Annotated in this window: 15 protein-coding genes; 7 read left to right on the top strand and 8 right to left on the bottom strand. The window is 41.8% G+C overall.

The window, feature by feature from the left end; genetic code table 11:
* Positions 1-139 precede the first annotated feature (139 nt).
* From ACMXYW_RS10005 to ACMXYW_RS10015, 3 genes are all read right to left on the bottom strand, one after another.
* Positions 140-436, bottom strand: a complete 297-nt coding sequence (locus ACMXYW_RS10005; RefSeq protein ID WP_415903933.1) for an antibiotic biosynthesis monooxygenase family protein — start codon at positions 434-436, stop codon at positions 140-142.
* Positions 437-446: 10 nt separating this feature from the next.
* Positions 447-1,085 carry a LysE family translocator gene (locus ACMXYW_RS10010; protein ID WP_415903934.1) on the bottom strand — a complete coding sequence of 213 codons (639 nt, stop codon included), beginning with the start codon at positions 1,083-1,085 and terminating at the stop codon, positions 447-449.
* A 309-nt stretch (positions 1,086-1,394) separates the two neighbouring features.
* Positions 1,395-1,715, bottom strand: a complete 321-nt coding sequence (locus ACMXYW_RS10015; protein ID WP_415903935.1) for a hypothetical protein — start codon at positions 1,713-1,715, stop codon at positions 1,395-1,397.
* Positions 1,716-2,198: 483 nt separating this feature from the next.
* Here ACMXYW_RS10015 and ACMXYW_RS10020 point away from each other — a divergent pair, with 483 nt between their 5' ends.
* The 6 genes from ACMXYW_RS10020 to ACMXYW_RS10045 all read left to right on the top strand — a co-directional run bounded on the left by ACMXYW_RS10020 (position 2,199) and on the right by ACMXYW_RS10045 (position 8,711).
* Entirely contained in the window at positions 2,199-3,083 is an 885-nt protein-coding gene (locus ACMXYW_RS10020; protein ID WP_415903936.1) for a DMT family transporter, read from the top strand.
* Between the two features lies 1 nt (position 3,084).
* Positions 3,085-4,098: a CobW family GTP-binding protein gene (locus tag ACMXYW_RS10025; protein WP_415903937.1), complete on the top strand. Its 1,014-nt coding sequence runs from the start codon at positions 3,085-3,087 to the stop codon at positions 4,096-4,098.
* Positions 4,099-4,187: 89 nt separating this feature from the next.
* Positions 4,188-4,676 carry a hypothetical protein gene (locus ACMXYW_RS10030; protein ID WP_415903938.1) on the top strand — a complete coding sequence of 163 codons (489 nt, stop codon included), beginning with the start codon at positions 4,188-4,190 and terminating at the stop codon, positions 4,674-4,676.
* A gap of 27 nt (positions 4,677-4,703) precedes the next feature.
* Positions 4,704-5,306: an SCO family protein gene (locus tag ACMXYW_RS10035; protein WP_415903939.1), complete on the top strand. Its 603-nt coding sequence runs from the start codon at positions 4,704-4,706 to the stop codon at positions 5,304-5,306.
* Positions 5,306-5,767, top strand: coding sequence for a copper chaperone PCu(A)C (locus tag ACMXYW_RS10040; protein ID WP_415903940.1), 462 nt, complete (start codon positions 5,306-5,308; stop codon positions 5,765-5,767). The genes ACMXYW_RS10035 and ACMXYW_RS10040 overlap by 1 nt, the downstream gene beginning before the upstream one ends.
* Before the next feature lie 259 nt (positions 5,768-6,026).
* On the top strand, positions 6,027-8,711 hold the full coding sequence (locus ACMXYW_RS10045; RefSeq protein ID WP_415903941.1) for an EAL domain-containing protein: 2,685 nt from the start codon (positions 6,027-6,029) through the stop codon (positions 8,709-8,711).
* Between the two features lie 70 nt (positions 8,712-8,781).
* On the opposite strand, the gene ACMXYW_RS10050 is transcribed toward ACMXYW_RS10045, so the two are convergent.
* Positions 8,782-9,423, bottom strand: a complete 642-nt coding sequence (locus ACMXYW_RS10050) for a peroxiredoxin family protein (protein ID WP_415903942.1) — start codon at positions 9,421-9,423, stop codon at positions 8,782-8,784.
* Between the two features lie 154 nt (positions 9,424-9,577).
* On the opposite strand from ACMXYW_RS10050, the gene ACMXYW_RS10055 reads away from it, so the two are divergent.
* Positions 9,578-9,925, top strand: coding sequence for a hypothetical protein (locus tag ACMXYW_RS10055; RefSeq protein ID WP_415903943.1), 348 nt, complete (start codon positions 9,578-9,580; stop codon positions 9,923-9,925).
* Between the two features lie 46 nt (positions 9,926-9,971).
* Here the strand turns inward: ACMXYW_RS10055 and ACMXYW_RS10060 are convergent, their stop codons facing one another.
* The 4 genes from ACMXYW_RS10060 to soxY form a co-directional block, all read right to left on the bottom strand.
* Positions 9,972-10,499 carry an elongation factor P hydroxylase gene (locus ACMXYW_RS10060; RefSeq protein ID WP_415900737.1) on the bottom strand — a complete coding sequence of 176 codons (528 nt, stop codon included), beginning with the start codon at positions 10,497-10,499 and terminating at the stop codon, positions 9,972-9,974.
* A gap of 10 nt (positions 10,500-10,509) precedes the next feature.
* On the bottom strand, positions 10,510-11,226 hold the full coding sequence (locus tag ACMXYW_RS10065; RefSeq protein ID WP_415903944.1) for a hypothetical protein: 717 nt from the start codon (positions 11,224-11,226) through the stop codon (positions 10,510-10,512).
* A gap of 126 nt (positions 11,227-11,352) precedes the next feature.
* On the bottom strand, positions 11,353-11,670 hold the full coding sequence (soxZ, locus tag ACMXYW_RS10070; RefSeq protein WP_415900735.1) for a thiosulfate oxidation carrier complex protein SoxZ: 318 nt from the start codon (positions 11,668-11,670) through the stop codon (positions 11,353-11,355).
* A gap of 31 nt (positions 11,671-11,701) precedes the next feature.
* Complete coding sequence (soxY, locus tag ACMXYW_RS10075) at positions 11,702-12,157, bottom strand: thiosulfate oxidation carrier protein SoxY (RefSeq protein WP_415903945.1); 456 nt, start codon at positions 12,155-12,157, stop codon at positions 11,702-11,704.
* Between the last annotated feature and the right edge of the window lie 370 nt (positions 12,158-12,527).

Genomic DNA, 12,527 nt, shown 5'->3' on the forward strand with positions numbered 1-12,527 from the left:
TGAGTTATGACCAGTCTGAAAAACTATCGTGACAACTTTCTAACGAAAAGATGAAAAATTGGTGACGCTGAACCGAAAAAGAATCGCCAAAGTTTTCTTAATGTTATTTCTAAGAACCGGGGTAACAAAGAAAGGATACTTAATCGGCTGAGAAGCTATATTCCCGCTCGATCTTAACCACTTGCACTGTATAAGCGCTATACCAATGTTTCTGCCCCTGTTGTTGCGCTAAGTGATGTTCGGGATCTTTTTTCCAAGCTAATATATCGGCTTCGTTTTCCCAGTAAGAGATAGCAATTTCTTGCTCCCCTTCTGTTACTGCAACAAAATCCAGACAGCCATACTTTTCAAAAGCCAACTGACGCATTCGCGCGACAGTTTCTAAATATTGTTCGTCCTGTTTTCCTGTATTTGCTCGAAAGATAACTGCGTACACAACTGAACCTCTATGCTTTATGGCCTATCAATAAAGAGCTGAAGTAGATCATCACTGACCCTGATATCCGCTGAACCCACCGACCTGCGGAAGAGTGCTTACTGCGAGCTTTTAGTTTATCAATCATCAACGTCATACCGATAAACCAAAAAGCAATAATGACTGCATGGATAGCCACTAGAACAAAAGCGCCTAGATAACTGGACGAGCCAAATTGAACGAATTGCGGGAATGCCGCTAGATAAAACATCGAAACTTTCGGGTTTAGTAACTGAGTCAAGAAGCCTTCGATAAAGCTTCCAAGTAAAGATTTAGCCCTTTTGTTATTCGCTGTATGTTGAGCATCTGCTTGATCAATTACCGGAGTCAAAAAAGATTGGTAGATCGCTTTAGCGCCTATATAGAACAGATAGAGTGCACCCAGTAATTTGATTACAAAGAATAATTCAGCAGACTGGAGCAGGATTGCGGACAATCCCAAAATTGAAAAAGCGCCATGAAAAAATGTAGCGGTAAACAAACCCAGGACATTAGCAAAAGAAGCTGCACGACCCTGAACAGAGGCTGTTTTTACAATTAATACACCATTAGGACCTGGTGAAATCACTAGCAGTAGAGCAACGATTGAAAAGGTTATTATCTCTTGCATACCCACCCCCTCTTTTTTGAAGTACGAAATTATAACACAGAGAATTTAAGCAAAAAAAAACCGGATCCCCTTGGGGGTCCGGTTAAGCAATTTGCTTCAATGACAAGAGCCATGTGCTTGTAGCTTCTGCGGAGGCAGATGTGCTAACACATACACGAACATGCAATATCGCTAGTGCATGGCGGCCTAGCTAGTGAGGGGAGCCTGCCGCCTGCCGTGTTGATATTCATAATATATGAATGAGAATGATTTGCAACAATATTAACAATAAAAAATTAAAATATTTTCACTGCATATGTTGTACTCCTGCTAAGAGTACAACTGGACTTTGTCCGCTACTAAATCAATATCTACTGTAAGGGGCTTATCTGTCGACCGCCTACCCTCTGGACGTTGCCTATAATAAAATAAAGCTTTATCTACTTGCTTGCGTTTAGTTTTATCGAGTCTTCTGTCAATATGCGAGCGGCGTCTCTCATCACCTTTATATAACGAGAAAAGATGTTTATCTCGCCACTCTTTTGCAAGTTCAATGCAGGGTAATCGGGGGCTTATTCGAACATCAGAAGAATAAGGGTTAGACCAATAGAAAAAGATGCCCTTTTTATCAATATCTTTAACTAACCTCACCTATAGCTCCTCGTAGCTTATTGCCACGCATTAAGGTGAGCTTCCATGCCCTATAGTAAATTATAAATTACTGCACCTTTGAGTGTAGCATATTGATCAGGTTTCGCTCATATAGACAATTACCTAATATAAGAGCTCACAGCTCTGTGATCAGAAAAGAAAGATGAATAAGCAGGAAGAAAAAGCCGGATCAAATGATCCGGCTTTTTGAAATAAACTAAACCGGTGAGAGTTCAGCTTGCGACACTGATAATCGAGGGGAGTATCAATGTCAGCGTCAACTTTCAGTGAGCAGTGAAAGTTGACGCTAAGGTCGGCAATGTCAGTGAGGTGAGGTCGTTCATTGCCTATCACTTATGAGCGACTACGATATTAATGCTATTGAGAATGATTTGCAACACCGTTTTTTGAAAATTAAAATTTATCTTTCGTTCACTTTTAGAGTACCTTTAGCGCCTTATCTATAACGCTCAAATTTAGCCTATGAATTCGCAAAAAATACAAGCTGATCTCATGTTGCTTTTAGTTGCTTGCATCTGGGGATTTGCTTTTGTCGCGCAACGACTTGGAATGGAATCTTTAGGGCCATTCGGCTTTAACGCATTAAGATTTCTGCTTGGTGCCTGCTCCCTACTCCCTCTTTTGTTTTTATTCAAAAGGTCAGATCACTGCACTGATAATCGTACTCTAATAATAAGTGGCACATTAGCTGGACTAGTACTTTTTGCTGGTGCTTCATTTCAGCAAGCGGGCTTAGTTTATACGACTGCTGGTAATGCTGGGTTTATCACAGGTCTATATATCATCCTCGTACCCATCATTGGTTTAGCGCTTGGTCAAACAACCAATATCAACACTTGGCTAGGTGGGCTATTTGCCGTTCTCGGCTTGTATGTTCTTAGCTTCCGGGATCTCAGTGCTATAAACTTCGGCGATATATTAGAGTTATTGGGAGCCGCATGCTGGGCTATACACGTGCTACTTATTGCAAAACTAGCCCCAAAACTTGATAACCTCCGACTAGCCATCATTCAGTTTTTAGTTTGCGCTGTTTGCAGTGGACTCGTAGCGATGACTATCGAATCCGATAGTTTTACGCTGAATAATGCATTCAACTCTTGGGGACCTATTGCTTATGCAGGCTTTATTTCTGTAGGCATTGCTTACACATTACAAATTTTTGCCCAAAGACATGCCCCTCCAGCTCATGCCGCCATCATTATGAGCCTTGAAGCCGTAGCTGCTGCATTTGGTGGATGGTTGATTCTAGAAGAACAGTTCAGCACGCTAGGCATACTCGGCTGTGGCTTAATGTTATTTGGTATGCTGCTTTCACAACTGCCTTCCATCTATAAAAAGAGAACATGAGATGCCCCAATTAAAAAATGTTCCAACCAACATCATCACTGGTTTTTTAGGGACAGGTAAAACAACAGCTCTAAATCATCTGTTAGCTCAAAAGCCCGAAGACGAAACTTGGGCCGTTTTAGTGAATGAATTTGGACAGATAGGCATAGATCAAGCTGTGCTAACACAAAGTGACGAAGGGGTGAAAGTAAAAGAGCTCGTTGGTGGTTGTATCTGCTGTACGTTAGGCCCTAGCCTAACCTCAACGCTGGCGATACTGCTAAGGCAGACAAAACCTGACCGACTAATCATTGAACCTACTGGTATAGGCCACCCTGCTGGTATCGTAGACACGCTGAAAAATGATCATTTCAAAGATGTTCTAGAACTAGGCTCAATTATCTGCCTCGTTGACCCTCGCTCGATCGAAAACAGCGAGATAACTGAACACCCTACGTTTAAAGACCAAGTTAATTTAGCCGACGTTATTGTATTAAACAAAACAGATCTTGCTTCATCAGAACAAGTTTCTGCTATGGAACAAAAAATGGCAGGGCTTTATCCCTCAAAACAAAAGCAAATAGTAACTACCCAAGGGCAAATTGAGCTTTCACTTCTAAATATCACTCACACAGCCAAAGAAATTGAATCTCAACAACAGCAACACCGACACTTATCTAACGAGCATAATAGTGCAACTCCAATGATCGGCATGCTATTTCAGCCTCGCCCTAAAATTCCGTTTCATAAAGGGAATGTGAATGACGGTTTACATACAATGGGGTGGATATTTAATCCTGATGATAAATTCTCCACAGCCAAGCTCAAAACGGTTCTAAAAGATATTGAAAATGTAGACCGAGTCAAAGGTGTATTTCATACCGATCAAGGCTGGAAATTCTTTAATCAAGTAGGCAATGAACTTAGTATAGAAACCATCGCTTATCGAAGGGATAACCGGATCGAAGTTATTTCCCACCAAGCACATGATTGGAAAAGCTTTGAGCAACAATTAGTAAGTTGCATCACTAACTAATAAAAAGATGTATTCTTGGTGCGACAATTTGTCACTTTTGTTGTCACACTACAAGAACGTAGACTATAGCGGTACTCAGGAACAAATATATGAACGAACCAACTCAGGGTCGTAATACCCTCCCCCTACAGATTTTGATTATCTTTGTGATAATCATCGGGTTGGGGTCTGTAATATATTTGCCGCAGCTGTTACAAGAAACGCCCCCTCACACTCGTCAATTGCTAACAGCTCCTGAGTGCGATCTGCATCAAGGAAAATGCATTGCGGCTGATGATAATCAGCAAGTAGAGCTATCGATCGTTGCAGAAGAGATCAGTTCAAGTAAACCATTATTGTTTGATGTGACTATCGAAAATATTGCTGCCGAACAGGTCCTAGTCGACCTTCAAGGTAAATCGATGTACATGGGAGTCAACCAAACTTTACTGACAAAGATCCCAGGTACGGACAACAGATGGCAAGGGAGTATCACCCTCCCAATTTGTACAACCGGAAAGATGACCTGGGTATCTTCCATTAAGATTGAAGAACAGGGACAAATTACAAAAGCTAATTTCGAGTTTGATGCCCGATAACCTTTAACCTAAAGGACAGATGATTAAATGAAGACTTTAAGAAATCTTCTTCTACTAACAATCGTTATGCTTGCTGGTGTGGCTTTAGCTTTTTATCTTCGCCCACAGCCTGTAGAGCAACGCATCGCATTGGGTGAAAAATTGGGCGGAGACTTTACCCTTCAGTCTCAGCAAGGAGAGCTAAAATTAGAAGATTACCGTGGTAAAGTTGTACTGTTTTTTATTGGCTATGCTTCTTGTCCAGATGTTTGCCCTACAGCCCTAGCTGTAGCGGCCCAAGGGCTTAAAGACCTAACGCCTGCTCAACAAGAAAACGTAGTGGGAATTTTTATGAGTGTAGATCCAGATAGAGATTCTCCGGAGAAGCTCTCTAAATACGCAAGCTACTTTCACCCTAATTTTCATGGCGCCACAGCAGATCGAGAAACAATTGATAGCGTTGTAAAACAGTACGGTGCTTTTTATCGTATGGTCGAATTAAAAGATTCGGCGCTAGGCTATGCTGTAGACCATTCTTCTCGCCTTTATCTAATTGATCAGAATGGCAAATTATCCAAAGCCTTAAGTCATGCATTAACCCCTATTGAACTGACTAAAGAAATTCAAGCGCTACTAAGCGAGGAAACATAATGAGCAAAAAGACTCTGCTAACTACTTTTATGGCAGCGATTCTCAGCCTAAGCTCTTTTACTACAATGGCCGAGATCACCACAAACGACGCTTATGTAAGAGCTATTCCCCCGGGAACTAAAACTACTGCTGCCTTTGTTACGATTACCAATAATAATTCTGAAGATGTAGATCTTAAAAGCGCGTCTAGTAACGTAGCTGATGCTGTAGAGTTGCATAATCATGTGATGAAAGACGGTACGATGATGATGCGTCAAGTAGACAACATCAAAATTGCTGCTCAGCAGTCTGTAAGCTTAAAGCCAGGTAGTTATCACATTATGCTGATCAACCTAAGACAAGACATCACGGTTGGTGAAAATGTAGAATTTGAACTGAGCTTTTCAGATGGAACTCAATTAAAAATTGAAGCTCCCGTTAAAAAGATAATGGACGGTATGCACTCCCACCATCACCACTAAGAGCGCAATAGTTTAAAAAGCCCTGTTTTTACAGGGTCTTTTTATAGAAGTGTTCAAAAGCTAATCTTCAAACTGCAACCTCTCCCCAAATCCCCTCCTTACTAGCCATACAAAATTAATTTCTCGTTCTCTCGCAACTGCGTTATATCTGTACTACTTTGTAATCAGACTGTATGTCCACAAGGCAACTTGGAACGGCCTAATATTTGAGATCACCGCCATTCTAAGGATAAGAGTTAGATCAGCAGGAGGCTGAGCTATGCGTAGTACACCTGATTTCAATATCCATTGGTACCACAGCCTGCAATTTCGCGTTTCTGCAATTTTCCTGACCATCTTTTTTCTAATTATGGTGACCATCATCGCTGTAGTAAGCGCTATTGGTGACCACCTAATTGAAAACCAAGCCTACTTAAAACTGAGTAAGGCGGGAGATAAAGTGGTCTCTGAACTCAACCAGAGAACCACGATTGCAGAATCAATCGTGATATCCATGGCTGATATCGCCAAAGTGATCCCTGCCGAAGATGAACGTTTTGCCTCTTTAATGCTTTCCCTTCTCGATAGGGCAGGCTCCAAACATCTAATCGCGGGCGGAGGAACATGGCCAGAGCCTTACACCTTTAATAAAAACCTTGAACGAAATAGCCACTTTTGGGGGCGAGATCAAAACGGCAAATTGAGCTTTTATAACGATTACAATCAGCCTCAAGGTAACGGCTATCATCATGAAGAATGGTACGTACCAGCTCAGCATTTAGGTCAAAATCAACGTTACTGGTCAAAATCTTATACAGACCCCTACTCACTACAACCCATGGTTACTGTCACAGCGCCTCTCTATGACAATAACAAGTTCTTAGGCGCAACCACTGTTGATCTCAAGCTAGAAGGCCTTCAGCAACTATTGCATGATGCTACTGAAGAGTTTGGGGGATATGCTTTCGCACTGGATCGAAATGGTAGATTTCTCTCTTTTCCCGATGACAAAATAGCACGCTTATCAATCCCTTCCGAGAATGGGAGCCTTCTGCCTTACATCACAATGGAAGAGCTTGCTAAAGAGCTTAGAACGTTTGAGCCTTTGGCTAGGCTGCTTCGTATGCAAAATAAGTCATTTGGTTCTCACGATGATATCCAAATCGATACTCTGGCTACAGTTTTGGCAAATGATAGCTACCAAGTAGATCTACCCGAAGCGACGATCATTGCCTCTTTACTAAACAGACCAGAAACTCTAACAGCACAACGGGCTCATGAGCTCATAGAACAAGATTATTTTTTAAACGAGGCTGTATTTGTCACGGTAACCACTATGCCTAAAACCGCTTGGCAAATTGTTACTGTGATGCCTAATAGTTCAGCCAGGAAAGATGCCAAAACACTGTTTAATCAACTTCTTATGGCAACCATTTTTATTGTGCTAATAGCCATGGTATTGGTGTGGGCCCTGCTCCGTTACCATCTGACATCACCTCTATTTCAACTTACCCAGCAGCTACAAGAAGGCTTATCAGACGATCATCGTTCGCAACAATTAATAAAAACTACAGATAAAGGCGAGCTAGGTGCTCTAACCCATTGGTTTAACCGCAAGACAGAACAGCTTTTAGAAAGCCAATTTCAAATTAAGAAATTGGCCTTTTTTGATCCGTTGACGGGCCTTCCCAATAGGCGGTTACTTTATGATCGCCTCAACCAACGCCTGGCCAGTGCCGAAAGGCAGCGTTGCAGTGGCGCTGTAATGTTCTTGGACTTGGATCACTTCAAACATTTGAATGACTCTTTAGGTCACAGTATCGGAGATGAGCTTCTCATTCAGGTTGGAAACAGACTCATTGAATGCTTGCGAAAAGAGGACACTATTGCCCGCTTGGGTGGTGATGAATTTGTAGTCATTGTCGCTCTGCCCCGTCTAAATCAAGAACAGATTTATGAACGAGCCCGTATAGTCGCCAACAAAATCATTGAAGCTTTAGATGTTCCTTTCGAGCTGAATTCAAACCACTTTCATATCACCACCAGCATAGGTATCACCTTCTTCAACCAAGCTCAATTTGGCGCTGAAGAACTACTGAAGCAGGCAGATACAGCAATGTACCAAGCTAAATCAAACGGTAGACACCATTACTGCTTCTTCGAAAAGGACATGCAAACCAAAGCTGATGAGCGTCTGCGAATAGAAGCAGAGTTACGCTACGCAATTACCCATAACGAATTAAATTTGGTATATCAGCCACAAGTAAATTCTGAGGGAGAATGCGAAAGTGTTGAAACACTGCTCCGCTGGAGCCACCCTAAACGAGGCTTTATCTCTCCTGACGAATTTATACCTATTGCAGAAGAAAGCGGTTTAATCATCCCTCTAGGTCATTGGGTAATTGAACAAGCTTGTAGCCAAATGAGAAAGTGGTATACCCAAGGGAAGCCTATTCGCTATATCGCTGTCAACGTCAGCCCGCTACAGTTTAATCAAGCTAACTTCGTTAACGATGTGAAAGCCAGTATTAATCGATTCCAGATCAAGCCTGAAGAACTGATGCTAGAAATAACAGAGGGTGTGATCATCGATGATACTGAATCAGCCATTACTAAGATGCACTCGTTAAAAGAGCTGGGTGTCAAAATATCTATGGATGATTTTGGTACAGGCTACTCCTCCCTTACCTATTTGAGATTACTGCCTCTAGACGAATTAAAGATTGATAAAAGCTTTATCAACGATATCACTACAGATCCTAACGATGCGGTTATTGTCGGTAATATAATCTCTATGACCCACGAGCTAGGCTATTCCGTAATAGCAGAGGGTGTAGAGACATTAGAACAACAACAATTATTGTTGAAACAAGGCTGTAAACATTATCAAGGGTACTATTTCAGCAAACCTCTAAATGAAGAAGATTTAGAAAAATACTTAACCTGCGAAACGTTAACCGCTTAGCATTTCGCTAAATAACTTAGGAATACTAACAACGTCAGTATTCCTAAAATCTGACAATGGTGCCTAAATATTAAGCATGTTCTTTTAAATAACTTATCAGTTGATCGATATCGATATGGAAACCATCAAAGGCTACCACGCCGTTCGGATCGATCAACGTAACCCAGGGGGTTCCACCTGTGCGATAATTAACCATTGTATTTGGGAAATGGCCTGGATCGGTTCGAGGTAGATTAGGGTTACCCGGATCATGACCAAAAGGCAGTTCCAGACCATATTTCAGCTGATTCTTACGTAAAGCATCAGCACTATTGATAGAGTGACCTTCAAATGTTGTTTGGATAACCGCCGCTACAATTTTGTCGTCATCAGGGAAGGCAGCTTTAAGCTTCTGCAAATTTGGAAAGCCAACAGAGTGACAAGAAGGGCACCATTCCTGAAAGCACTTCAAATAGATCCATTTGCCTCTATGTTCGGAAATCGAAAACGGTTCAGTCTTATTCCCTTGGCCATCGATCCAATGATTCACATTCAACTCAGGCGCTATACGCCCCTTGATGCCACGAGTATTTTCTTTAGCTATGGATGGACCAGACAAAAGCCCAAAGGCCCCTACCCCTGCAGTCGCTAAAGCGGTTGATTTAAGCCATTGTCGCCGCGTTAACTGCTGTTTACTCGGGCTAGGTATCAACTTTTCGATTAGATACGACATATTAATCTCATCTTCTATGTGAGCTTCATAGACCCCCTCACATCGCGTTAGTTCATAAAACCAACAAAGCCCATCTTCTTAAATATCTTTATAATGTGTTGTACCCAAGAGTCGCTTCTATAGTTTAGAAACTGATAAATTAATGAGTGTTGTTATGAGAATTGTTGCGATCGCCCTATTCTTCCTAACCAGTACTGCATTTGGCGAGATGCTTGAAACAGAGAACTACAAAATTGTTATAACTAAGCATTGCGATGAAGGCGAAGTTAGTTGTGAAGAGATCTCTTATACAGGCACATCGAAGAGATCTGGAAACAGTATCCACTTAAAAGGTAAATCTCTGCATCAAACTTGCGCTGATGGCATTACCCCATGTCGGTTTCTTGGTTACCGTTTTCAGAACGGTAATATCACCTACAGCGTTTATGAATCTGGTTTACTGCAAGTGATTCGTGAACCGGAAGAAATACTGATAGAAGAGCAAGGTAGCTGGTCATACTAATAAACCAGCATACTTTTTATAAGAGAATAAGAGAGAAAAGGAAAGATCAGATAGAGAACTCTTCTTTCTCCAAAGGTAGCCGGCCACTTTGTTGCCTTAACGCTTCCACCAACATACCCACACGTTCAGGTAAACCCTGATCAAGTAGTTCATGAACAGTGGAAAGCACATTGGTTTTAAAACTTTCACTCGCCCCGATATCAGAAGATAGATTATCCGCACTAAAGTTAAACTTGTGCCCTGCAGCTTTAGACATTAACCACTCAAACGCTTGCGGTCGAATTTCTACTTTTTCAAATTCAGCCTGTTCGTCAGCAGTGCGACCATCAGGTTTATACCAATAACCAAAATCTTCTAATTTTCGACGCTCAGGACCAGCAACACACCAATGGGCGATTTCATGCAACGCACTCGCGTAGAAACCATGAGCAAAAATAACCCGATGATGCTGGTTATCGCGATCAGCAGGCAGGTAGATTGGTTCATCATCCCCTTTTACAAGAATCGTATTTAGGGAGGTTTTAAAGAGCTGATTAAAAAGAGTAATCAACTCATCAACATTCGGTTCTTTCACTTATAACCTATTAATTACTAATATAAGGCTGCCAAGTATTTTGTTTCAACCACCAAGTATCACCGCTAATACGGTTAATTCTTGCTGCGACATAACCTTTTACGTCATTATCAGCACGTAATAGCACAACTTCATATTCTGCTGTGCCGGTACTTCCGCTCTCTTCAAGTAAGTGCCATTGGCCTTTATCGGCTAACCAAGCTTCACCCGTGAAACGGTGGAAACGAATTAACACCCACTGCCCTTTTGAGGTGTAGGCTGATGCGATACGGAATGCCCCATCCTGCACTTGGCTACTGAGCTCATTCGCCATCATAGTGATTTGATCCAACACACCATTAAATGCGTCGGGCGATACGGGCTCAGATTGACCTGTCGTATCAGGCTCAACAGCCATAGCTTGAACTTCACTCGCTAAGCCCTGAAGCTGAAGCGCCAACTCTTTATTTTGTTGCTGAAGTTGACCCGTTTGAGATTTAAGCTGCAATAGATGGTCTTGCACCGCTGTCATTCGGTTAGCAATGATATCCAACTGACTTGCAGGTTGAAGCTCTGAAGACTGCGAAGGTTTTGTTGCTGGCTTGGGTGCAGGTTTCTCTGGTGTTGAAACGCTCGGTTGGCCTGTACTGTTTGCATTGGCAACGTCGGATTCGGATTTAACACCCGCCGAGTTACACGCGGTAAGAATAAGTACCGAGCAAAGAACAAAAACTTTAGAAAAGGACACTGCGTCTCTCCTGACCTTGCAGATCGAAAGACGCTATTTTAACCCATTGTTCGGCAGTTGGAAGCTTTGGAAAGGAATCGCTATTTAGATAGAAAAATATAACTGTATTTCTACTAATTAAGAGCTTTATTTTATTTTGACTACTTCTGTTGCCGTTTTCCCGCTGCTTTCGACCCAAGTAAAAGAAAGCTCTTCTCCTTTTGCTCCGCCTGCAAACGTAAACACAAAATATGGGTTTCTAGAAACCGTCGGTCCTAAGTTTACGGCAAACACCTCTTTGCTAGCATGAACGACTTGAAGTTCTTGGAGGTAGAGTGCAGGAAAAAATTCACCCGTTTTGCTGTCTTTTCGAAAACCACTTTCCATGGCATGTTTCGCCATCATTTTAACTTTGGTTTTACCAGAAGAAACCTTAGTTTTAACTCGAATAATACCTGTTGCCATAATAACTCTCCCAACGATTCCTCAGATATACTTAACCACAACCACCGACTGTGACGGTTACATCTTTCGCTGCGCTATAAAGTTTACCTTCAGCTTTTACTACGGCTGTAATCCGTGAACTTTGAGCCATTCGAACCCGAGTAGACACATCAGCGTCTGTACCTTCTGGGATTTTAAACTCAACTGCTAGAGGGGCTGGATTATCTTTGACATAGATGCTGATCGATTCAACATTGGCGATACTTGTACGTATTGTGACCGGAACAATCGCACCGTTTTCTGCCGTATCAGGCGTTTTCAGGATCACATCAGCACTTTCTTTAGGTACGTCACCTAAAAGCTCTTGTATAGCTGTATCTTGGTCTAGTGCCTCAAACGCTGCCGCTTTCCATGTAGCTAATGCGATACGAGGCATCAAAACACCCGCACCGATCATCGCACCACCTAGTGAAAGTACTTTGACCATTGATCGACGATTTATGCCCATTTCATTTTCCTCAATGCTTCGATCACTCTGTCGAGTTCTAAAACCATTTAACTGAACTATCACTTTAGCTTACGCAATTTCATCGAGTTGTAAAATGGCTCGAAAGAACATAAAACATCTATTGCATAAAATGTGGTCGTTGAGCTTTCAATACGTGTTCAAATGACTCTAGAACTTTTCGACTCCGAAACAAGCTTTTGATGTTGATATGACTAGCCACGATATAATCAATGAAGGCAACCCAACCAATCCGATTGGTATAAACGAGATTTTACTGATTAGGATCGAGTTTTAAGTACTTCCCCCTATCCTCTCATCCAAAACTAACCTAAAATCCAAATAAGGTTTTTAGCGAGTAACAAGGTAAGGA

Origin of the sequence: Neptuniibacter sp. QD48_55 (assembly GCF_047778115.1) — a bacterium.
Lineage (GTDB): Bacteria > Pseudomonadota > Gammaproteobacteria > Pseudomonadales > Balneatricaceae > Neptuniibacter.

Bases quoted from the DNA above. Each gene is read 5' to 3' on its own strand.
- ACMXYW_RS10010 (WP_415903934.1), bottom strand. From the start codon at position 1,085: ATGCAAGAGATAATAACCTTTTCAATCGTTGCTCTACTGCTAGTGATT.
- ACMXYW_RS10020 (WP_415903936.1), top strand. From the start codon at position 2,199: ATGAATTCGCAAAAAATACAAGCTGATCTCATGTTGCTTTTAGTTGCT.
- ACMXYW_RS10025 (WP_415903937.1), top strand. From the start codon at position 3,085: ATGCCCCAATTAAAAAATGTTCCAACCAACATCATCACTGGTTTTTTA.
- ACMXYW_RS10030 (WP_415903938.1), top strand. From the start codon at position 4,188: ATGAACGAACCAACTCAGGGTCGTAATACCCTCCCCCTACAGATTTTG.
- ACMXYW_RS10035 (WP_415903939.1), top strand. From the start codon at position 4,704: ATGAAGACTTTAAGAAATCTTCTTCTACTAACAATCGTTATGCTTGCT.
- ACMXYW_RS10040 (WP_415903940.1), top strand. From the start codon at position 5,306: ATGAGCAAAAAGACTCTGCTAACTACTTTTATGGCAGCGATTCTCAGC.
- ACMXYW_RS10045 (WP_415903941.1), top strand. From the start codon at position 6,027: ATGCGTAGTACACCTGATTTCAATATCCATTGGTACCACAGCCTGCAA.
- ACMXYW_RS10050 (WP_415903942.1), bottom strand. From the start codon at position 9,423: ATGTCGTATCTAATCGAAAAGTTGATACCTAGCCCGAGTAAACAGCAG.
- ACMXYW_RS10055 (WP_415903943.1), top strand. From the start codon at position 9,578: ATGAGAATTGTTGCGATCGCCCTATTCTTCCTAACCAGTACTGCATTT.
- soxZ (WP_415900735.1), bottom strand. From the start codon at position 11,670: ATGGCAACAGGTATTATTCGAGTTAAAACTAAGGTTTCTTCTGGTAAA.
- soxY (WP_415903945.1), bottom strand. From the start codon at position 12,157: ATGGGCATAAATCGTCGATCAATGGTCAAAGTACTTTCACTAGGTGGT.